This is a genomic window from Altererythrobacter sp. H2 (assembly GCF_035319885.1).
Taxonomy (GTDB): domain Bacteria; phylum Pseudomonadota; class Alphaproteobacteria; order Sphingomonadales; family Sphingomonadaceae; genus 34-65-8.
In genome coordinates, this window is the sequence record NZ_CP141285.1 from 763,998 (window position 1) to 785,901 (window position 21,904).

Here is a 21,904-nt window from a genome sequence, read left to right on the forward strand (position 1 = left end):
ATATGCCCATGGACGGGGATTGGGCTAATTCTCTCCCTCTCCTCTCCACAGACTAAGGGGCGACCCTCGAGGTCGCCCCATTTTGCAGTAAGCGGCGGAGCCAATTATCGTCGCACTGAAGAGATGGGAAGGGATGCTATATGACACTGAGAGCGATGGTGCTCGCCACTTCGGCCATCTTGGCTTGGCCGCAGATGGCTTTAGCGCAGGATTCCACAACTGATGAGGCGGAACCCCAAGGATCCGTAATCATCGTGACGGCCCAACGCCAATCTCAAAGTCTGCAAGAGGTGCCGATCGCGGTCAGTGCCTTCGATGCTACGGCTCTCGAAAGCCAGCAGATCGAGAACGCTGCTGACCTTCAATTGACGCTCCCGAACGTCTCATTTTCGAAGGGCAACTTCACCGGGTCGTCCTTCACCATCCGTGGTATCGGCGATCTTTGTGTTGGTGTGACGTGTGACGCAGCGACGGCTATCCATATCAATGGTTCCCCTCTTTTTGGTACCCGGCTGTTCGAAACAGAATATTTTGACCTTGAGCGAATTGAGGTCCTACGGGGGCCGCAGGGCACCCTCTTCGGCCGCAACGCTACCTCGGGTGTTGTCAACCTTGTGACAGCCAAGCCTGACCTCGGTTCTTTCGGCGCGGCCGGAGAGTTCGAGTATGGGAATTACAACAGCATCAAGGCCGAAGGGATGGTCAATGTCCCGATCGGCGATTCTATCGGCGTTCGGGTAGCCGGATTCTTTCTGAATCGCGACGGTTACACCACAAACCTTTTCGACAATTCGGATGTCGACGACCGAGACATGTACGCTGTTCGTGGTTCTCTTCGTTTTGAACCCGGTGCCGATACCACTCTCGACTTCATGGCATATTATTTCAGGGAAGATGACACCCGTTTACGTAATCAAAAGCAGGCCTGCCAGCGTGACCCGCTCGGCGTGCTGGGTTGTCTGAACAATCGCCGCGACTTTGACATCACCAATGCCAATTCCACAGTCGGCGCAACGCTCAGTTCGCAAGAGTTCTTCGCTATTCAGGGAATTCCCTCAGTACTGGGATTGGGAAGCCTGTACGGCCCCGATGCATTTGCAGGATTCGATAAGCCCGACGATGTGCGCACGGTAAACACGGCGTATACTCCATTCTATTTTGCCGATGAAGTGCAGCTACAGGCCCGTCTCGAGCAGCGCATCGGAGCTATGACACTGACTGCAACCGGTCTTTATCAGGACACCGAAGTCGATTCCCGGCAGGACTACTTTCTGGGCATTCAGGATCGTACCGGCTTTGCTACGGCCTTGAACGTGTTGTCCGGCTTCGCGGCCAACGGTTTGCCTACCGGCCTCCCCGCACCTGCACCGGCGTTCGTGCCAGGTTCGTCGGCGTATTTTACCCCGATTGTGGAGGCTCTCATCCCCAATGGCCCAGGGGGCTTATTGTGCACCTCCGATAACGATGATGGGAACAGGGGCGCGTTCGAAGGTAATGTATTGTGCGGCGAAACGCCGCTATCCTTCGACAGGTCTTCAGAGCAACGCGAATCCTGGAGCGGCGAAATCCTCCTTTCCAGTGATTTCGACGGAGCATTCAATTTCCTGCTCGGAGGGATCTATGCAAAGTCCAAGACTACCGACAACAGTTACTATGTAAACTCATTCGCGCTTGACTACGCCAGTGCCATTCTGGGATCGTTTGGTACTTTGGCAGGCGGTGCACCGCCATCCTACTTCGCAACATCCATGTACCGCAACAATTCTCTCGAGGCTAATCTTGAGAGCTTCGGTGTGTTCGGGGAGATCTACGTCGACCTGACCGAGCGTCTGACCTTCACCGGAGGTTTGCGGTATAACGACGACAAGAAAGACGTGACTGCGCGCACGACCTTGATTAGCTTCCTCAATCCTTACGCGAATGACGGGGAGCCGTTCGACAGCCCGATCACTCCCTTAACCGGTCCCTCTGGTCTTTTTGATGCCGATCCTGGTACGCCAGGTGAGCAGCTGACGCAATTTAGAGAAGTAGGTTTCGATGAAATAACCGGGCGTGCGGTGCTCGACTACGAAGTTACGCCTGACAATTCGATTTACGCATCTTATGCCAGGGGCTATAAATCCGGGGGTATCAACCCGCCCCTTTCGCCCGTTTTCGATGTGGCTGAAAGCTTCGGATCAGAAACCATCGACGCATTTGAAATCGGATCGAAAAATACCTTTGCGAATGGCGCACTGCAATTAAACGCTACTGCATTCTACTATAAGTATAGCGGGTTGCAGCTTAGCCGCATCGTCGCCCGTACCTCAGTTAATGATACTATCGATGCCGATATCTGGGGTGTGGAACTAGAGTCCGTTATCCGGCCCGATCCCGATTGGCTTGTCAACTTGACGTTCAGTTATCTCAACGCGGAAGTTGCCGGCGACCAGTTCTTCTCCAATCCGCGCGACCCGGGTGGCGGCGATCCTGATGCCGTCATCATCAAGGATATCAGCAACGGTGCTAATTGTGCCGTAACCGGGCCAGCCCCCGGCGTGGCCGACGCATTCGTCGCCGGAGTGAACGCAGCTCTGGGTCTTCGTGGTCCCGAAGAATTTCCTAATGACGGCAATCTTGCGTCAAGCGGCGCATTCAGCATTTGCGATGTCTTGGCCGGAGCCGTTCCGGCGGGCAGCGGCCTTGCGGTATTAAGCCCTGGCGTAGAGGTCAACTTAAAAGGGAACAAGTTGCCGCAGGCCCCCGAAATGAAGGTTTCGATGGGTGTGCAGTACACCGCCACTTTCGACAATGGCATGACTCTGGTTCCTCGCGTGGACGTAGCGCTGACTGGTGAGCAATACGGCAATATCTTTAACGGCAGGGTCAACCGGATCGAGCCATTCGTGCAAGCCAACGCGATCGTGCAGTTGAACAGTGCGGATGAGCGTTGGTTCGTGCGCGGATTTGTTCAGAACATTTTCGACAGCAGCTCGGTGACAGGATTGTACTTGACCGACGCATCCTCGGGGAATTTTACCAATATCTACACTTTGGATCCTCGTAGATATGGTGTTGCTTTGGGGTTCAGTTTCTAACAGGTCCAGATCGTGTTGGCGGGGAGATCGGTGGTCCTCCCAACGACCCGAAAGGACAGTGCCAGCTAGTTCGTATTTCGACCCATGACTTTATAGCTTTTCCAGAGCGGCGTAATGCTCGATGACCGCCTCGTAAGCCTACCGACGAGGCGGTCATCGAACCGGCCAAATGCGAGCTGCACTCGAAATGCCTGTACGATCGCTCGTTGATGTCGCTACGAGATGCTCGCGGAAAGCTTAAGGCCTTACATAGAAACGACAATGAAGAGTCACCGAATAGTGCAATCGGGATATCCGATGGTGATACTGGCAAACGCACTCTGCGAAAGGCGGAAACATGCTGACCCCTATGATCCAAGATTGGGTCGCAGTGCACGAGGTGCTGACGCGTTAGGAAAAGTTGGAAGGGGCTGCGGGGCAGACTTCTGAGAAAACTTATCCTAACTCTGTTCAGGTTTCATAACTGATTTTCGATCGACCGGAGCAGGCTCAACCGACGTGCGATTGTCGCGAGACAATTCGACCCATCCCAACCCAAGCGACTTCTGGATCGCGATCCAGCCATTTGTCATGGCGGCGATCGCCCGATCGAGATTTGCTCTGGCCTGTTCGCGCTTGCGGATCGAAGTGTTGAGTTCGCCTTGCGAGATTACCCCCGCGGCGCGGCGTTGCTCGTTAAGCTCCGCAGCCGTGTCGGCCTGTCGACTGATCTGCGCCAGCGCGGCTACGTTGGCTCTTTGTTGCCCGAACCGGGCAAGCGATTGTTCGGCGTCGCGCAGTGCGCCAAGGACCACTTCAACATAACGCGCTTCGGCCTCGTCGCGCGCACTCTCGGCCTGATCGATCGATGCTGCCGTGCGGCCGAAATCAAGCAGGTTCCACTGTAGCCGCGGCAAAGCGATTGCCGATAAGTTGCCCGGGTCCAGGATGTCGTCGGGCTCCGATCCGCCCAAACCGAGAATCCCCATGAAGGAAATCTTGGGGAAGCGAGCAGCCTCTGCCACGCCAATGCGCGCATTCGCCGCGGCCAGCATGCGTTCGGCGGCTCGAACATCCGGCCGCCGCGCTATTAGCGCTGCGGGATCGCCCACCGCGACCCGTTCGGGGGGAAGCGGAATTTCGGCCTGAGCCGCCAGGAGCCCGTCGAGTGCGCCGGGCGCTTCGCCCGTCAGCACCGCGAGCGTGTCTTTGAATACATCGATGTCCGCTTGAGCTTCCGCGATCTGCGACTTGAGCAGTTCGAGCTCGGCGTTCGCGTTACCGACCGGGAACAGCGCGAGAGCGCCCTGTGTATAGCGCTGATAGGTCAATTCGAGAATTTGCTGCTGCAAGTCGCGCTCTCGCTGGACAAGCTCGAGCCGCCCTTGCGCTTCTCGCAGGCTCACATACGCCCGCGCGATTTCGGCGGCGAGCTGGACTTTCGCATCCTCGGCGTTCGCCACCGAGGCCGCAGCCTGAGCGTTAATGGCCTCGACACGCCGTGCCTGCCCCCCAGCGAAATCGATCTCCCAGTTTGCGTTGAGCCCGAGGTTGTAGACGCTGAGGCTGTCCTGCTCTTCGGTGTCTGCAGGAGCGCCGGGCGATCCCGGGGGCGGGCCGCTGCCGATATCTAGCCCTGGGATATTCGCCTGGACCGCAGTCGCCTGCGCAGCCACGGCGGGTAGCCGGTTGGCGCGCTCCTGGCGGACAGAAGCCCTTGCCTGTTCGATGCGAGCGCGCGCTGCGGCCACGCCCGGATTGCCGGCCAGCGCACGCGCCTCCAGTTCATTGAGAACCGGATCGCCGAGCAGCGTCCACCAGTCGCCGGCAATCGGCGCCAACGGATCGATTTCGGGGCCGGCCCGTACGAACGCATTGCCTGCGTCGGTCGCAAGTTGCGGGGGGCCGGCATAGTCGGGACCGGACATGCAACCCGCGAGGAGCGCCATGGGAGCGAGGAGGGTTAGGGTCTTGCGCATAGAGTTCTCAGTGCATCGAAAGGGATAAGTTCTTCGGGAGAGGCTTGAGGAACAGTACCAGCGGCACCGTGACCAGGGTAATCGCGCCCATGGCGAAAAAGACATCGTTGTAGGTCATCACGAACGCATCGCGCTGAATGATGCCGGAAAGCATCTCCAGCGCGGCCTGTGGATTGCCCAACGACGCCGTCATGGTGTCCAGGTATTCCTGTAGCCGGGGGCTGTTGGCGTTGAGAGTTTCTTCCATCCGCCGACTATGATGCCACAGGCGCTGGTCCTGGAACGAAGCAAGCCCGGCGAGCGCGAAAGAGCCCCCTAGGTTTCGCGCCGCGTTGAAGATGCCCGAAGCATCGCCGGCATCCTCCTTGGCAACCGAAGCTACCGTCGCCTGGTTGAGGAACATCATCGTGAGGATCATGCCGATGCCGCGCAGGAACTGGCTTTCGGTGAACACTCCACCTCCCGATTCCGCTGTCAGATTTATGCTGACGAAACAGCTTAGCGCCATGATGAACATGCCCGCGCCGACCGCAATGCGGATGTGAATCCTGCGGATCATGAACGGGAGAACGGGCATCAACAGGAAAGCCGGAACGCCCATCCAGAAGATCACAAGTCCGGTCTGCAAGGCATTATAATCGGAAATTATCGCGAGAAATTGCGGGATCACGTAGGTCGAGCCATACATGACCATGCCAAGCGCCAGTGCCATCACCACGACGCTGGCAAACTGCCTGCTGAGCATCAGGCGCAATTTGAGCACGGGTTTGCGCGCGTAAAGCTGTCCGTAGGTCAGAAGTGCAAAACCCACGACCGTCATCAGTGTGAGCTGGACGATCAGCGTGGAATCGAACCACTCCTCACGGTGGCCTTCTTCCAGAACGATGGTCAGCCCACCCAACCCAAGGATCATACCAGCTATTCCCGCCCAATCAGCCTCGCGCAGGTAAACCCAGTCGGGCTTTTCATGGGGTAACCCGATGAATAGTAAAGCAAGGAGCAACGCGCAGACGGGCACGTTGACGAAGAAGGCGTAGTGCCAGCTCAGGTTCTCGGTAAGCCAGCCCCCCACCAACGGGCCCATTACCGGCCCAAGAACCACGGTCATTCCGAAGAGCGCCATGCCAATCGGCTGTTGCGATGGAGGCAGTCGCTTTGCGACGATGGTCATGGCGGTTGGAATAAGCGCGCCGCCCATGAACCCTTGACCGGTGCGACCGATGATCATCGTCGTCAGATCGGTGGCAATGCCGCACAACACCGAAAAGGCCGTGAAGGCAGAAACCGCGACGATGAGCAGCGTGCGAAGGCCGAGCAGTCTTTCCAGCCACGCGCTCAGAGGGATGATGATGATCTCGGCAACAAGGAAGGCTGTCGCGATCCAGGTGCCTTCGGTTCCGGTCGCGCCGATTTCCCCCTGGATCGTCGGCAGCGCCGAATTGACGATCGAGATGTCAAGCGTTGCCAGCATCGCCCCCAGCGCACCGGCGGCTACGGCGATCCAGGCCGTAGCATCGGCCTTTTCGACCGGCGGCGAAACCGCTGCAGCGGCGCCTGCCATCGGTCAGTCTCCGGCCGCGTTGCGGATCGAATCGAGTTGGTCTCTAGCGGCGCGCGTATCGACACTCGCGACAACAGACATGCCCGGCACCAGCAGACGCAGGATCTCGGGCGAAGCCTGAATGGATATGCGCACCGGGACGCGCTGAACGATCTTGGTGAAATTACCCGTCGCGTTCTGTGGCGGAAGGATTGAGAATTCTGCCCCGGTCCCGGGGGCGATGCTTTCCACTCTTCCTAATAGCTCGAGGTCCGGCAGCGCGTCGATTTCCAAGGTGACGGGTTGCCCCGGGCGGACAAGTCCGAGCTGCGTTTCCTTGAAATTTGCTGTCACGTAGAGGCGGTCGGTCGGTACGAGGCTCATAAGGCGTTGGCCAGGCTGGACAAATTGTCCAGGTCGGACCGTGAGGTCACCCACCCGCCCGGAAATACTGGCCTGGAGCGTGGTCGATGACAGGTTCAGACGGGCGGCCTCGAGTTGCGCACGAGCGGCGTTGGCTTGCGAATTGGCCTGGTCTATCTGCTCGCTAAGCGTGTTCTGTCGGCGCTGTGCCGCCGTGAGCGCGGCGCGCGCTGCCGCGACTTGAGCCTGCGCTTCTCTGGCCTGGGCCTCCAGCTGATCGAGCCTCTCGCGCGGCTCCGCTCCCGAAGCGGCAAGGGGGCGGTACCGGACAACCTGCTCAGCAGCGAGACCAGCCTGTGCAGATGCTGCTGCGAGCTGTGCACGGGCCTGGGCAATTGCCGCGTCCTGCTCTTGTTGCTGGGCGCGTACCGTATCTGCTCCGGCGAGCGACGCGGCGATCTGGGCTTCGACCTGGTTCGTTTGGGCACGATAATCTCGCACGTCCAGCTGGACAAGTGCATCGCCCGACGCGACCGTTTGATTCTCCGTCACTAATACGCGCTCGACGTAGCCCGCAATTTTGGGGGAGATGATGACGCTGTCGGCGGCAATATAAGCGTTGTCGGTGGACTGCTGGAATCTGCCGTACGTCTGATGATTGTAATACCAGTAGCTCCCGGCGAGCAGGACCAGAATGCCGGCGATCAGCAGACCCAGCCGGACCCGCGGACTGGACAACCCCGTCGGACGTGCGCCTTCATCGCTAGCCCCTGCTGTCTCGTCCGCCATGATTATTTCGCTCCTCGCCATCGTTTGAGCCGCTGCGCGAGCGATATAGCGGCCAAAACAAAATGCGAAAGTCCTTTACTATTTTTCTCCGATCGATAGGAATGTCTCATGCCAGAAGATGAGGGCACTCTCGCACTCGACAATGTCATCACCCACGATGATCGAGCGATCTTCATGATGGACCAGATCAGCCGCGCCGCGCGCAAGGCATTCGATGACCGAGCACAGCCGCTGAGCCTCAATCGTACGCAGTGGCGTGTGTTGGCGCAGCTCATCAGAGCTCCTGCCCTGAACCAGACGGACATCGCCAGGAGACTTGAAATCACATCCTCCAGCAGCGGCCTGGAAGACATGACGCCTTCGCGCTTGAGTGACCGGACGCGGCTTGCGCAAGTCATAGCAATATTCGGTCGCCACGGGCGGGGCGGCATCACGCCCGTGTTGGGACTAGGCCGATCTCAAACCAAAACACATTCGACGCGCCCGGATGCCCCGCTCGTGGCGATTGCGCCAGGGGACGAACCTCGGTCATGTTCTATAGCGGACAACCGAATGGAGCATGCGGGACGCGAACTTTCATTGCACCGGCCCTCTGCCGGACGAACAAACCGCTGGCGGCGTGCTAGATGGAAACTAACGCAAACTTCTCCCTAGTGGCGTGGATCGTTGGCATTCTGATGCTTACGACCATCGCTTTCGCGATGTGGCTAATCGATCCCAGACCAAATCAGGAAACATATCAGATCAAGTTTGATCGCTCCGTGGAAGGCCTTCAGTCGGGATCGACTGTAACACTATTGGGAGTCCCTGTGGGACAGGTAACATCGGTCCGTCTGGCGGAAAATGAACCGGAAAACGTGGTCGTTGTTCTGACTCTCGATCCTTCTGCGGCGAAAGTCCACGGCCTTGAAGCGACAATCAGCACGGATCTGATAACTGGAGAGGCTGCGCTCGTGCTCGAGGGCCGACGGGGTCGTGAGGGCATTTACACCGACAAGTCAGGAAAAAAGATCATTCCCGCCGCGGACGAAACCGGACTATTGGGGAGGGATGCGACCGCCACTGTAGAGACCGTGGCAAATAGCATTCGCGCTCTGAACGAAGGACTGGAGCCAGAAAAGCAACGGGTGATCACCTCCGATCTTGTCCGGCTTCGAGTCACGACGGCCGCACTCGCATCGGACGCCGAAGGTTGGGACGAACGATTGGCCTCAACAAAAAGAAGATTGTTAGACTTAGGGCAAAGGGTTGGTGGATGGGGAAATAATCTTCGAGATGCAGATCGGCGGATCTCAGGGCGGAGCGCTTCTGCTATCGCGCAACTACGCCTTCGCCAATTCAGGGAGGGGGTGCAGAACGCTGAAAACAAACTTTCCCAGATAAGGAGTGGCATTCCGGCGGTCGAAGATTCTTTGGTTGAAGGTGAAACGGACCTTCGCGAACTTAGTCGCGAACTTGCTCCTCTCAGTGAAAAAATCGAAGATATTCAGGTTGAGGGAATTACATCAAATCCTCCCCTCCCAGACTATCGGCCAAAAAGAAGAGAAGCTGGAACGAATATCGATGATTTAAAGTAAACCGAACGGATGACTGCTTCCGGGCAGAGCGCGCAGCCCGTAAAATAGCGGAGATTGGAGCGCAAAGCGGATAACGACCTACTCCGCGGTCAAGTTTGAAATTGAAATTCCGAGTCCTAAAAAAGGCATCGAACCAATACATTAGAGGGATTTTGCGGGCCTTTTGCGGGCTTTTCAGCTTGACCGAAATATCTAAACATCAGAAATTAAACGGAAAAGAAGTTCGAATGTGATGCCTCTTCTGGCACCATTTGTTCTTCTCACGTTCTCCCAAATAGTCTATAAAAACCGCAGAAATCCTAGGGAATTGGCCCTCGGATAGTGCCGGACCGTCCCGCGTTTTCCCGGGGGTTCCGCACATTTTTGCGGGCCTTTTGCGGGCTTTGCAAAAACCGCATTGAGAAAAGGCCCGCACGTGCCTCTGACCGAGACTCGGCTTCGTGGTCGCTCGCACGCTCATTGCGAGCCTCAATACCGATGGTGATCGCGGACTTCCGCTCCACGACGCGCTGGGCTCCCTGCTCGAGATCGAGATGGCGCATTGGTGGCGGCCGACGGCGGCGAACTTCTTCGATCGCGTGCCAAAAGCGCGCATCCTCGAAGCCTTCGATGCTGTGGGCGGGCCCGAGCTTGTCAGCCGCTATGCGGGTTCCAAGAAAGCCGATCTCGCCTCCGCTGCCGAACGCATCTTTTCAGGTGAGTTCATCGGCGAGGCCGACGTCAAAGAGCAGGCTCTGGCCTGGGTTCCGGCCGTCATGCGTTTCGGCACTCCAAGGGAAGAAGCCGTTGATGCCGATGAAGCAGCTGCTCTCTCGGGACACATCGAAGAGGTAGTAACCGAGAAAGCCGCCTGAACCTCCTGACAGGTCGGCTTACACGGTTGGCGGTCCGTCCGTTCGGATGGGCCGCCTTATGTCATTTTGACCGGAATTGGGCCGTTAGCCGTCAGTCTGCTTATAGCTCAATTTCTTTGGAAGCTGCAGTTCCGGTTCCGACCTTTGAAGCGGCCAATAGCTCCACAAAAAAGTCGCTCGCCCTCATCTCGGTGGTACACTCCCTTGCGGCCCTATACCGCAACGACCGCTCCCGTGCGAGCGTCGGAGCGCGTTCGGAGCGGAAACTTCAGCACGCTTTGAGACGTCGATACAGGATGCGTGTCTCGAGCAGGTTGGCAATGCGAAGGCCGACCTCGATCACGTCGAAGGGTTTCGCCACGAAATCCTTCGCTCCCAGCGACAGGGCGCGCCGCCGCGCCTGCAAGGTCGTATCGGCCGTCAGAACGAGGATCGGCCGGAATTCTTCCGCCCGGTCATGACGCGAGAAAGCTTCGAGCAGTTCGAACCCGTCGATTTCGGGCATCATCAGGTCCAGCAGGACGATATCCGGCTGGAGATCGATATACGCGGTCTTCAACGCCGACCAGTGCGATGGCTTGCCCGAGATGTATCGCGCGAAGCCTGAGCTCGAGCCAGTCGAGCCTGCGGGACGGGAAGGGCGGCTCGACGCTTTCTTTTCAAGCGTGGGGGCCGAACTTCGGCATCAGGGGGCCGAAGCCTACTACGAGCCTGTCCTGGACAGGATTACGATGCCGCCGGCGACGCTGTTCGATGGCTACGATCACTACTACGCAACGCTGGCGCACGAACTCTCGCACTGGACCGGGCATGGCTCACGTCTGGGTCGCAATCTCAAGAACCGATTTGGAAGCGAATCTTACGCGGCCGAGGAACTGGTGGCCGAGCTGTCCGCCGCGATCCTGGGCGCCGAGCTCGGTCTGCCGGTTGCGCATCTCGACCATCATGCGAGCTACATCGCGCATTGGCTCGAGCTCCTGAAATCCGATGATCGAGCCATGCTCATGGCAGCCGCCAAGGCGGAAGAGGCTGCGAGCCTCATCCTTAGGCTCGGAGGGCGTTCGGGCGCCGGTAGCGAGGCTGCGGCATTCGTCTGACACCGCACCAGCGTTTCGAATTATGTCCGCAGAACTTATAATTACTTGATAAGCCACCATCCGCTAAACAGTGCAATGCATGAGAAGCGGGGCGCAATGAACAATCCGATCGAAGCAGTGCGCAGGTGTCATGCCTTGGCGGGGAGAACCTATGCCTTCCTAACAACGGGAGCGCTTGTCACAGGGGCAGGCGCTCTTGCGGGTTCGCTGTCGTCTTATTTTACGGACTCGGTCGCCCTCGGGATGGGCGGCGCTGCGCTTGTGCTAGGTTCGGCAGGCGGCGCCGCCGCGCTTGTCCGGCGCAAGGCTGACAGCCGGATAGAGCGCTTTGGGGCGGCCGAGCATGTCGTGCAAGAACTGCTCCATGCCGAGTCCTCGGAGGAGATCCTGGATCTGCGTGCCGATCTCGATGCGCGGGCGATGGCCGAACCCGCGGTGGCCTATCTGCTGAATCTGCGCAACCGCGAAATCTCGGAACATTTCTCCAGCGTCAAGGATCGCGAAGTGCGGCTCGAACGCCAAGCTGCGGTCAGGCTGCTTTGCGCACAGGCGAGCGGCAGCCTGCACAAGAAGATCGAGGCGCTGCGCGAGGACGATCCCTTCCTGCGAGCGAAACGGACCTTGCGCAATGCGATCCGTTCCATCGGCGAACAGAAAGCGGCAGCGCAAAGGCAGATCGACGAGGCCATAGCGAAAAGTCTCCTTAAATGGCGCAAACAATGGTCGCGCCCGGACTTTGCCGAAGTCGATGTGAAGATCGCGGAGCTCGAAGACGCGTTGCGCACGCTTGAACAGTCACCGCAATTCCGGGAGGCCGATCAACGCTTCGCGGAGCTTGCCGTTATGGTCGAGAGGCGGGCGCGGGATGTCGAAACCGTTGCGCTAACCGCCATTCCGCAATCGCGCGAAGAGGCTTTCGATAGCGACTGGGTCGTCAGGAACGCGCTCTATGTCTCGGCGCTGTCCGTGCCGGTGTCGGCTTGGGGCGATTTGTCGCAAGCGTCCGACATCTTCGCGACCCTGCGCGATGTGAATGGCAATTACGAGGGCATGAGCGATGTGGACATCTGGCTCGACACGCTGACGATGCCGAGCGAGCAATTGGCCGGATTGGTTTCCCTGACCAAGGGGGCCTATTTCGAAGAGCTTGTTGAAGCAGACTTCGGCGGGGTGCGCTTCGAGCATTTCAATCACCCCGACACGGATATCGTGATCGACGGGATCGAATACCAGATAAAGGCGACCGACAGCGCCAGCTATATCAACAGCGTGGCAGACCATATCCCGACCATCGTTACCTCGGAGAAAGCGGAAATGACGGGCTCGATCGACGGGGGCTACACCAATGAAGTACTAACCGATGGCGTCGAGCAGGTACTTGGCGGACCGATCATCGATTTCAGCGATACCGCGCTGGATGCGGTGTTTGCGGGCCTCGGCTTCATCAGCATCATCGGGCTGGTCAAAGGCATCGCCCGCGGCGCAAGTATCTATCGGGAAACGGGCGATGCGGTGGGGGGACTGGCAAGCGGCGTGGGCGTGACGTTCGAGGAATCAGTCTGGGCCGTCATCAACGTTCTCGAGCTTGCTACCCGCGGCGCGCTGGCCGGCGTGACGTCAAAGCCCGCGCGCTACCTGGGCGGGAAAATTGGCGGCGCTTGGAGTGCGGCAAAGCGCAGCTATACCGGCGAGTGGGAAGACAGGGATGGGTCGGGAGCGCGGCAGCCCAGCGATCAATCGACCCGCTGAATCACCGCGCGGTCAGTGCTTCATTTCATGCGTAGGCTGTGTTGAATTTCGCGGCGAGACGTAGGCCGTCCACGGGTGGCGAACTATCGCATGTGACTGTCATCTCACAGTTTGCCGTGATTTGTTCGGGAGGTTTGGGGTCGGGCAGCGCTGGTGCCGGATCGGCAGCGCGGGAAGTCAGGCCGTAAAATACTTAAGTGCGGCATGACCTCTAGTCGGCCGGAAGCGGAAAGGCAGCTTTTATATCTTTGAGCGGATTAAGCGGACAGCGACTGCTGACCGAATCGCAAGCCGGTGCATTAGACAATGATCTGGAGAAACCCCTCTTGGTATAGACCTTTGCCGTCGTTAAAACGCCCTTGCAGGACAGCCAACACGGAGCCGAGAGCCACAAACTAAATCGGTTTACTATTTAGCGCGCCTTTCCTACCATCCAGAGATGGCGAGAGAAACCTTTACGATTGAGGGCGCAGGCGCGATTTCTCTTACAGCCGAGGCTGAGGGGGATGCCTACGCCATACCCGTCCTTCTTGCGCACGGCGGCGGGCAGACACGGCGCGCGTGGAGAAGGGTGGTCAGCGAGTTGGCTCAAGCCGGCTTTCGCGCAATCGCCTTCGACATGCGCGGTCACGGAGACAGCGATTGGTCGCCATGCGGAGCTTACGAAATGCGCGACTTCGCGGCGGATCTGGTCGCTGCAGCGTCGCGCCTGGACCAGAAGCCAGCGCTGGTCGGCGCTTCACTGGGCGGGCTCGCTGGACTGATTGCCGAAGGGGAGCTTGCTCCATGTAGCTTTGCTTCGCTCACATTGGTCGACATTGCCCCGCGCATGGAGCCCAGCGGTGTGATGCGCGTGGTTGGTTTCATGGAAGAGCATGTCGATAGCGGCTTCGCCTCACCAGAGGAGGCGGCCGACGTGATCGCTCGCTACATGCCGCATCGTCCCAGGCGGGGCGCGAGCGATGGTCTGAAAAGCTATCTGCGGCAGAAGCCGGATGGGCGCTTCTATTGGCACTGGGACCCTGTGTTTATCCGTAAAATAATGTCAGCCAGACAAGGCGACCCAGACAGCCAAGAACGTCAATCGGCAATGCTGAGCCAAGCTGCGGCGAATCTCACGCTTCCGCTTCACCTCATCCGAGGCGGCTCTAGCGATCTTGTTTCCGAAGAGGCCGTTTTGCATCTGCGACAACTCGTCCCCCATGCAGAATACACCGATATTGCCGATGCCACGCACATGGTCGTGGGCGATGCGAATGATGCCTTCTCCGCCGCTATCGTCGATTTCCTAGGGCGCCATCACTCTCGCGATACGGCTCAGCCACAGGGGACGAGGGAGCTATGATCGATCGAGAGCGCTTGCAGGAAATGCTGCATATCGCGCCGTTTCACCGATGGCTTGGGCTGGAGATTGCGACATGCTCCGCCCAGGAAATCGCGATCACCATGCCATGGCGCGAAGAGATCGTGTCGAACCCTATGATTGGGTCGGCGCATGGAGGGATCCTGGCTTCACTGGTCGACCTCACCGGGCTTTATACTCTGCTTGCGGGGGGCGTCGCGGCGAGAGCGACGGTCGATCTGCATGTCGATTACCACCGTCCTGCAACCTCAGGACCTCTCACTGCTCACGGACAGATCGTGAAGATCGGGCGACAGATTTCGGTGGCGGAAACCCGGGTTCTCGAGCCCGACGGCAAGTTGGTCGCCAGCGGCAGGGGCGCCTACTTCTCGTCAACAGGATCAATTGATCATCGCGGCGGGACTATTGAACTCGAACAGGCTCTTGCCACCCAAGGCCCAGCGACTTCTGCAGCGCAATCCACGCCAGCGTAAGGGCGCCTTTTGCCCGGACGAGGTCTGCTGAGGCCTGCTGCTGTTCTCGCAGGGCCCGGTTGAGCTCAGCCTTCGAGATCGCTCCTGCGGCAAAACGTTGGCGGTTCAGGTCCGCCGCGACGTCAGCCTGCTTCTTGATTTGCATACTGGCAGCGAGCGCCACACGCTGCTGGCCGAAGCGAGCCAAGGCACGTTCGGCGTCTTGCAGTGCCAGAAGCACCGTCTGCTGGTAATTGGCGACTGCTTCGTTGCGCGCCGCCCCGGCTTGGTCGATCGCAGCGTCTACCCTGCCGAAATCCAGAAAATTCCACTGGAGGCGTGGGATCGCGAGTGCGGAGAAATCGCCGACATCGACAACGTCGTCCAACGAGGATCCGCCGAGGCCCAGGATCCCCGTGAAGGACAATTTCGGGAACCGCGCCGCCTCGGCCACCCCGATCCGCGCCGTCGACGCGGCAAGAGACCGTTCGGCCGCCCTTATGTCAGGCCGACGCGCCACCAGGCTTGCCGGATCGCCGATCGCGACCTGCTCTGGCGGCATGGGAATGGAATGCGCAGTCGTGAGCGCTGCATCAACTGATCCCGGCACCTGTCCGGTCAGTATAGCGAGTGCATCAGACAGGACTGCGATATCCGCTTCAGCTTCGGCAAGTTGTGACTTGAGCATCTCCAGTTCGGCATTCGCGGTGCCTACCGGGAAAAGCGGCAATGCACCGCGCTGATAGCGTTGGTATGTCAGCGCCAGGATCTCTTCCTGCAACGAAATCTGCGCCTCAAATTGCTCTGCGCGGAATTGGGCCTCCCGCAAATTGACGTAGGTGCTGGCCACTTGGGCAGTCAACTGGACCTTTGCGTCCTCTGCATTGGCCACCGTTGCAGCAGCTTGGGCATTGCTGGCTTCAATGCGCCTGCGCGAGCCACCGGCAAACTCCAGCTCCCAGTTGGCGTTAAGGCCCACATTGTAAAAGCTGAGCGAGTCATCGGTTTCTGCGTCAGGATTGGTTTGCTCTGACGGGGGGGGCGCCCCGCCTTGAAGGTCGAGACCAGGAAGCCGGCCCTGCACGGTAGTGGCCTGTGCCCCAAGCGATGGCATTCGACCCGCACGGTCTTGCCTGATGGATGCCCGTGCCTGAGCAATGCGCGCCTGCGCTGCGGCGAGCGTGGGATTGCCGGACAGCGCAGCCTCCACCAGCCGCGTCAACTCGGTATCGCCGAGCAGCAGCCACCATTGAGCGACAGCCGGGTCAGATGCGCTCACGTCACTGCCAGCGCGTACAAAGCGAGCGCCCGTGTCTGCTGACACAACTTCCGGGGGGCCTGCATAATCGGGCCCAGCCGTGCATCCAGCTAGCAAGGCGATAGTGATAATCGGAGGTAGCAAGTGGCGCATAATCTCGGGCTCAGTGCATCGAAAGGGAGACATTTTCCGGAAGCGGCTTGAGGAACAGAACAAGCGGGACTGTCGCGAGTGTGAGAAGTCCCATCACCAGAAAGACATCATTGTAGGTCATGATGAACGCTTCGCGCTGGAGAGTGCCGCCGAGTGCCGCCATCGCTCGTTCCATATCGCCCAAGCTTCGCGCCAGTCCGTCGAGATAGGTCTGCAGCGAAACGCTGTTCGCATTCAGCGTTTCTTCCATGCGCCTCGTATGGTGCCAAATTCGCTGGTCCTGGAACGAAGCGAGGGCCGAGAGGGCGAATGATCCGCCAAGATTGCGGGCCGCGTTGAAAATGCCCGAGGCATCGCCCGCGTCTTCCTTGGCCACCGACGCAACCGTTGCCTGATTCAGGAACATCATCGCAAGTATCATTCCGGCCCCGCGGATAAGCTGACTTTCAGTGAAGACAGCGCCGCCGGATTCGGCGGTCAGACTCGTGCTGACAAAGCAGCTGATCGCCATCAGCAGCATTCCGGTGCCGACGGCAATGCGGATGTCCACCTTGCGGATCATCAGGGGCAGAACCGGCATCAGGAGAAAGGCCGGGACACCCATCCAGAAGATGACCAGTCCCGTCTGAAAAGCATTATAGTCAGAGATGATCGCCAGAAACTGCGGAATGACATAGGTCGAACCATACATCACCATGCCCAGGGCGAGCGCCATGATCGCGACGCTGGCGAACTGTCGATTGAACAGGAGCTGCAACTTCAAGACTGGCTTGCGTGCCTTCACCTGTCCGTAAATCAAACAGGCAAAGCCGATAATGGTCACCACCGTTAGCCAGCGAATGAGTGAGGACTCGAACCATTCCTCACGGTGCCCTTCCTCGAGTACAACAGTCAGACCGCCCAGTCCGAGGATCAGCCCGAGAATGCCAGCCCAATCGGCGTCCGTGAGATATTCCCACTTGGGCTTCTCGTGAGGCAGCCCGATAAACAGCAAGAGCAGCAGGATTGCGCAGACTGGCACATTGACGAAAAAGGCATAGTGCCAGCTCAGGTTCTCGGTCAGCCAGCCGCCGATCAATGGCCCCATCACGGGGCCAAGAACCACAGTCATGCCGAACAGGGCCATTCCGATTGGCTGTTGGTGCGGCGGTAATCGTTTAGCCACAATAGTCATTGCGGTCGGAATGAGGACCCCGCCCGTGAATCCCTGACCCGTTCGGCCGATGATCATGGTCGTAAGGTCGGTTGCAATCCCGCATAGCACCGAAAATGCGGTGAACGCGCTAACCGCGATGATGAGGAGGGTTCGCAGACCGAACAGCCGTTCGAGCCAAGCGCTCAGCGGAATGACGACGATTTCAGCAACGAGAAATGACGTAGCAATCCAGGTGCCTTCGGCGCCTGTGGCACCGATCTCGCCCTGAATGACGGGGAGTGCGGAATTGACGATTGATATGTCCAGCGTCGCGAGCATGGCGCCAAGCGCGCCCGCGGCCACAGCGACCCAGGCAGTCACGTCTGCGTTCTTTCGGCCCCCGGCCGGCCCGATCGAAGTGTCCTGCGCTGCCAGTATCTCGGTCATTGAGTCCGACTCGAGATCTCTTCCAATTCGCCGGCAGCATTCCGGGTGTCGACCGTAGCCACTACCGACATGCCGGGAACGAGCAGACGCCGCACTTCAGGGGGAGCATCGATACCGATGCGGACGGGTATCCGTTGAACGATCTTGGTAAAGTTGCCGGTGGCATTTTCGGGGGGGAGGATGGAAAATTCCGCGCCCGTTCCCGGCGATATGCTGACCACTCGTCCCGCGATCTCAAGGTCGGGTAGGGCGTCAACTTCGAGCCTGACGCTTTGGCCGGCCCGGATCAGGCCGACCTGCGTTTCCTTGAAGTTTGCCGTCACGTAGATCGCCCTCACCGGAACCACCGTCATCAAACGTTGACCCGGTTGCACGAACTGGCCCACCCTCACCGAGAGATCGCCGACGCGGCCGGCCTTGCTGGCGCGCAGCAAGGTCGATTCAACCGTAAGGTCGGCTGTTTCCAGCTGAGCGCGAGCAGCGTCCGCCTGCGCCTGGGTCTGGTTGATCTGCTCGAACAGGGTCCCTCGGCGCGCGGTCGCGGCAGCCACCGCCGCCTGCGCGGCGACGAGTTCGGCCCGCGCTTGCCGCGCCTGCGCCTCATACTGGTCTAGCTTTTCCCGCGGTTCGGCTCCTGTCGCGGCAAGGGGCCGATATCGCGCCACCTGGTCGTTCGCGAGGTCCAGTGCTGCGCGCGCGGCGGCGAGTTGGCCCCGCGCCTGGCGAATGGCTGCATCCTGTTCGGCTACCTGAGAACGGATTGTGTCGGCACCGGCCAGGGTCGCAGCGATCTGTGCGCGCGCCTGTTGCGCTTGCGCCTGATAATCCCGCAGATCCAGTTGTACGAGGGCTCCGCCGCGAGCAACCTGCTCGTTCTCCCCCACGAAGACCTCTTCGACGTATCCCGCTACCTTGGAAGAGATAACGACGCTGTCGGCAGCGACATAGGCGTTATCGGTCGTCTGCATGTACTGTCCGTAGGTTACGTGCCGGTAGTACCACCAGATCCCGCCAAGCAGCACGGCAAGACCAACGATGATTAGCACGATGCGCAAGCCACGCCGCGATTGCGGTTTCGTTGGGGTTGTGCCCTCCTGCTCCGGTTGGTTGGAGTTATCGGTCATCTGACTCTTTCGGCAGCCTCAGTAAAAGGTGAACGCGTCTCGCGCCCTATGAGCCGTGAGTCAAATAGTAAAGGCATTTAGCAGTTTGCATTTGGGCATCCGAGGCTATCCGACTACACAGCGCTATGGATGAAAAACCAGATACCATGTCACGGTCTCAGCGTCGGCAGAAGGTCATCACCGATGATGACCGCATTCTCTATCTTATGGACGAGATCAGTCGCGGCGCGCGCAGAGTGTACGATGCGAGGGTCGCCAGGATCGGTCTCAATCAGACACAGTGGAGGATCATCGGACAACTTCTTCGCGATCCTGCCCTTACGCAGGCTGAAATCGCCAAGAAACTGGAACTGGAATCGGCGACCATCGGCCAGGCGGTTGCAGGTCTTTGCGCACGCGGGCTGATGAAAAGGCTTCGAGCTGAGACGGATCGGCGAGCGTGGCAGCTCATCCTCACGGAGCAGCTTGACGATCTGCTGCCCGAACTGAGAGGCTCCGCGGATAGGCTTCATGGTCTGCTTTGGCGCGACATTGCCGCCGACGAGAAGCAAACGTTGCAGCAGACTCTTGAAAGGGTATCGGAAAATCTGGACCAACTCCGGGCCGAGGCTGAGTAAAATCATGGCATCGCCCCCGGAAAAGCCTATCAGCAGCATCGCTCGCGCCGCGGAGATCGGCCAAATCCTAATGAGGCACGGCGCGAAGAATCTCGCCGGAGCCCTCGGATTTATTCCCTCTTCGAGCAATGTCATCGATCCTCGCGAATTTCATCCGGCTGCAGTTGTGGCGTTCCTCCGTGACATCGGGCCAGTCGGCATAAAGCTGGGGCAACTCCTCGCCACCCGAAGCGATCTGTTTACCGAACACTGGATCACGGCATTCTCAACCCTGCACGATCAGGTGTCGTCAGTGCCCTTCGCAGATATCGAGCCCGTACTTGCTTCAAGCTGGGGTGAGGACTGGCGGAGCGACTTTGCGCAGTTCGACGAAAAGCCTTTGGCCTCTGCCTCCATAGCGCAAACCTATTCCGCCAGACTGCGGGACGGAAGCGAGGTCATCGTGAAGGTTCGGCGGCCAGGCACTGCCGCTCGGATGGAGGCTGATGTGCGCCTCCTTATACGCCTTGCCGGGATCGTGGAAGCACGGTCGCCGGACATCGCGCGTTACCGGCCAGTCGAGTTTCTGCGGACCTTCGGCCGCAATCTTGCCTGGGAGATGGACCTCGCTGCGGAATCCCGAGCCTGCGAGCGGATCGGCGCATATCTCGATACCATCGGCGTCAGGTCCCCGGCCATCCATTGGGAACTGACCGGGCTGCGGGTGAACGTTCAGGAACGCCTGTACGGCAGGCCCGCGTCTTCGCTGGGCAGCCCATCGGGCGACCCGCGGGTGGCGGCTTTCGCTAAAAGCTATGCCAACGCTGTCCTGCGGATGATCATCCTGAACGGCGAATTTCACGGCGACCCCCATCCCGGTAACGTCTTCATGATCGGCGAGCAGGATGTCGGCTTCATCGACTTTGGATCGGTCGGGACGCTCACCAAGGCCAGGCGCGACGAGATCGTCCGCCTCGTCCTTGCGATCGCTGGTGAGGAAACCAGCGATGTCGCGAATGTCCTGCTCGCATGGGCGGGGGAGCCGAAGGTGGATCGCGATGCGCTCGCGGTGGATCTGGATCAGTTGATCGGAGAGTTCAAGGGGACCGTGCTTTCTGGAATCGAGTTCTCGCAAATTTTCTCCCGCGTTTTCGATCTTTTGCGGGATTATCAACTGGTCCTGCCACCCGATCTGGCTATCCTTCTGCGTACCTTGCTTACGGCAGAGGGTGTCGTCCGATCACTGGCACCCGACTATAGCATTGCCGAGGACACCCGGCCGATCATGACGGAGCTTCTCGCCGAACGGTTCTCGCTCGCTAGCGCTCGGTCGGGTTTGAAGAAACTTCGCGGTCAGCTGCTCGGGTTGTCGGCGTCCTTGCCCGACATACTTGCCACTGCGAAATCGATCGCAAAGTCAGGATATGTGCCGGTTCAGCTCGATCCCCTCAGTATCGAGCAGCTCGCAGCACTTCGCAATGAGCGTCAGTCCTTGAAAGGCCCTCTAGCTGCCGCATTGATCGTGGCTAGCGCATTGCTTGTCGATCAATCCTGGCTTCTGGCTGGCGGCGCGCTTGTGATTGCTGGGGTGGTGCTCATCCGAAAATCATAATGAAGGAGCAACTTAATTCGTGCACGGTCACGTTAGGGCGAGGGCGAAACTAATGAGGATTTGATGCGCCTCACTTCAGCCACCAAAACGCATCGCGAAGAAAATTTTTCGACCTATTGCGATTGAAGGCTTATTTTCCTCAATCAGACGAAACTTTGGAACGGCAGCTTTCAGGCTTGTCCTCGCCTGACTTTATGGCCGCTATTGGGGCGCAATGCAGACTGACTGCTATTGGGCCGAAAGCAGACGGACCGCTAAGGGGTGAGCACTTCGCTGAAGCTGACTGAGCCTCGGGATACGCGGAAGCTCCGCACCTCAACTGTTGCCAATCATATGTAAGCGGGACCTTCCCAGGAGTCTCGACCGAGTGCAAGACAGGGAATGACGCCAGCCATCCGTAGACGATGGCCAGGATTAAATAGGACCCTCGCCGCCTTTGGGATCCAGCGCCGTCTTCATCTGATTGATGTCGCCGATGGAGGCCCCGCGGTCTCCCTCTTGGCCCTGAGGAAAAATCGCGTCGAGCCGGTCCCTGAGCACTGTGCTGAATTCGTCTCGATCATGCCGCCGTCCCTGCGTTACCATGATCTCGCTGTGGATCGCCGTCTTGATCCGCTCAACTGCTGCGATGTCGATCGCTCCAGCACGCACCAGCTCGGAGCAGAGTTGGAGCAGGCCGGCCGTGGTCGCGTGTGCGCGCAAGCCGATGTAATCAAGTGTAGCGTGAAGCTGTCGGGTATCGTCGGGTTGTCCGGCCATT

General features: G+C 59.1%; 16 protein-coding genes and 2 pseudogenes. 10 read left to right on the forward strand and 8 right to left on the reverse strand.

Going from position 1 to position 21,904, the window contains the following annotated elements:
* Positions 1-140: 140 nt before the first annotated feature.
* Positions 141-3,077, forward strand: a complete 2,937-nt coding sequence (locus tag U4960_RS03760) for a TonB-dependent receptor (RefSeq protein WP_269420494.1) — start codon at positions 141-143, stop codon at positions 3,075-3,077.
* 440 nt (positions 3,078-3,517) lie between these two features.
* Here the strand turns inward: U4960_RS03760 and U4960_RS03765 are convergent, their stop codons facing one another.
* From U4960_RS03765 to U4960_RS03775, 3 genes are read right to left on the reverse strand one after another with little or no spacing between them, the layout of a single operon-like run.
* Positions 3,518-5,005: an efflux transporter outer membrane subunit gene (locus U4960_RS03765; RefSeq protein ID WP_067506500.1), complete on the reverse strand. Its 1,488-nt coding sequence runs from the start codon at positions 5,003-5,005 to the stop codon at positions 3,518-3,520.
* A gap of 37 nt (positions 5,006-5,042) precedes the next feature.
* Positions 5,043-6,596 carry a DHA2 family efflux MFS transporter permease subunit gene (locus tag U4960_RS03770; RefSeq protein WP_063511168.1) on the reverse strand — a complete coding sequence of 518 codons (1,554 nt, stop codon included), beginning with the start codon at positions 6,594-6,596 and terminating at the stop codon, positions 5,043-5,045.
* 3 nt (positions 6,597-6,599) lie between these two features.
* The gene (locus U4960_RS03775; protein WP_063511170.1) at positions 6,600-7,727 is read right to left on the reverse strand and encodes an HlyD family secretion protein; all 1,128 of its coding nucleotides are present in this window, start codon (positions 7,725-7,727) and stop codon (positions 6,600-6,602) included.
* Between the two features lie 177 nt (positions 7,728-7,904).
* Between U4960_RS03775 and U4960_RS16040 the strand changes: the two genes are divergently transcribed.
* The 3 genes and pseudogenes from U4960_RS16040 to U4960_RS03790 form a co-directional block, all read left to right on the forward strand.
* Positions 7,905-8,381 (forward strand): MarR family transcriptional regulator, encoded by a 477-nt coding sequence (locus U4960_RS16040; protein ID WP_225082872.1) that lies wholly within the window; start codon positions 7,905-7,907, stop codon positions 8,379-8,381.
* On the forward strand, positions 8,354-9,304 hold the full coding sequence (locus U4960_RS03785; protein WP_324262261.1) for an MlaD family protein: 951 nt from the start codon (positions 8,354-8,356) through the stop codon (positions 9,302-9,304). Before U4960_RS16040 ends, U4960_RS03785 begins: the two co-directional genes overlap by 28 nt.
* Positions 9,305-9,735: 431 nt before the next feature.
* Positions 9,736-10,158, forward strand: a pseudogene (locus U4960_RS03790) (chromosome partitioning protein ParB); the annotation flags it as partial.
* Between the two features lie 268 nt (positions 10,159-10,426).
* Here U4960_RS03790 and U4960_RS03795 read toward each other — a convergent pair.
* Positions 10,427-10,717: a response regulator gene (locus tag U4960_RS03795; protein ID WP_324262262.1), complete on the reverse strand. Its 291-nt coding sequence runs from the start codon at positions 10,715-10,717 to the stop codon at positions 10,427-10,429.
* Between U4960_RS03795 and U4960_RS03800 the strand changes: the two are divergent.
* The 4 genes and pseudogenes from U4960_RS03800 to U4960_RS03815 form a co-directional block, all read left to right on the forward strand.
* Positions 10,704-11,255, forward strand: a pseudogene (locus U4960_RS03800) (zincin-like metallopeptidase domain-containing protein); the annotation flags it as partial. The gene U4960_RS03795 and the pseudogene U4960_RS03800 sit on opposite strands and share 14 nt — an antisense overlap.
* Positions 11,256-11,351: 96 nt before the next feature.
* Complete coding sequence (locus tag U4960_RS03805; RefSeq protein ID WP_324262263.1) at positions 11,352-13,004, forward strand: hypothetical protein; 1,653 nt, start codon at positions 11,352-11,354, stop codon at positions 13,002-13,004.
* Positions 13,005-13,443: 439 nt separating this feature from the next.
* The gene (locus tag U4960_RS03810) at positions 13,444-14,349 is read left to right on the forward strand and encodes an alpha/beta fold hydrolase (RefSeq protein WP_324262264.1); all 906 of its coding nucleotides are present in this window, start codon (positions 13,444-13,446) and stop codon (positions 14,347-14,349) included.
* Positions 14,346-14,840, forward strand: coding sequence for a hotdog fold thioesterase (locus U4960_RS03815; RefSeq protein WP_324262265.1), 495 nt, complete (start codon positions 14,346-14,348; stop codon positions 14,838-14,840). The genes U4960_RS03810 and U4960_RS03815 overlap by 4 nt, the downstream gene beginning before the upstream one ends.
* On the opposite strand, the gene U4960_RS03820 is transcribed toward U4960_RS03815, so the two are convergent.
* From U4960_RS03820 to U4960_RS03830, 3 genes are read right to left on the reverse strand one after another with little or no spacing between them, the layout of a single operon-like run.
* Complete coding sequence (locus U4960_RS03820; protein ID WP_324262266.1) at positions 14,770-16,230, reverse strand: efflux transporter outer membrane subunit; 1,461 nt, start codon at positions 16,228-16,230, stop codon at positions 14,770-14,772. The two genes, U4960_RS03815 and U4960_RS03820, sit on opposite strands and share 71 nt — an antisense overlap.
* Before the next feature lie 10 nt (positions 16,231-16,240).
* On the reverse strand, positions 16,241-17,812 hold the full coding sequence (locus tag U4960_RS03825) for an MDR family MFS transporter (protein WP_051051456.1): 1,572 nt from the start codon (positions 17,810-17,812) through the stop codon (positions 16,241-16,243).
* Positions 17,809-18,936 (reverse strand): HlyD family secretion protein, encoded by a 1,128-nt coding sequence (locus U4960_RS03830; RefSeq protein WP_061926347.1) that lies wholly within the window; start codon positions 18,934-18,936, stop codon positions 17,809-17,811. Before U4960_RS03830 ends, U4960_RS03825 begins: the two co-directional genes overlap by 4 nt.
* A gap of 206 nt (positions 18,937-19,142) precedes the next feature.
* On the opposite strand from U4960_RS03830, the gene U4960_RS16045 reads away from it, so the two are divergent.
* Positions 19,143-19,553, forward strand: coding sequence for a MarR family winged helix-turn-helix transcriptional regulator (locus U4960_RS16045; protein ID WP_224199439.1), 411 nt, complete (start codon positions 19,143-19,145; stop codon positions 19,551-19,553).
* A 4-nt stretch (positions 19,554-19,557) separates the two neighbouring features.
* Complete coding sequence (locus U4960_RS03840; RefSeq protein WP_324262267.1) at positions 19,558-21,144, forward strand: ABC1 kinase family protein; 1,587 nt, start codon at positions 19,558-19,560, stop codon at positions 21,142-21,144.
* A 414-nt stretch (positions 21,145-21,558) separates the two neighbouring features.
* Here the strand turns inward: U4960_RS03840 and U4960_RS03845 are convergent, their stop codons facing one another.
* Entirely contained in the window at positions 21,559-21,903 is a 345-nt protein-coding gene (locus tag U4960_RS03845) for a hypothetical protein (protein ID WP_324262268.1), read from the reverse strand.
* Between the last annotated feature and the right edge of the window lies 1 nt (position 21,904).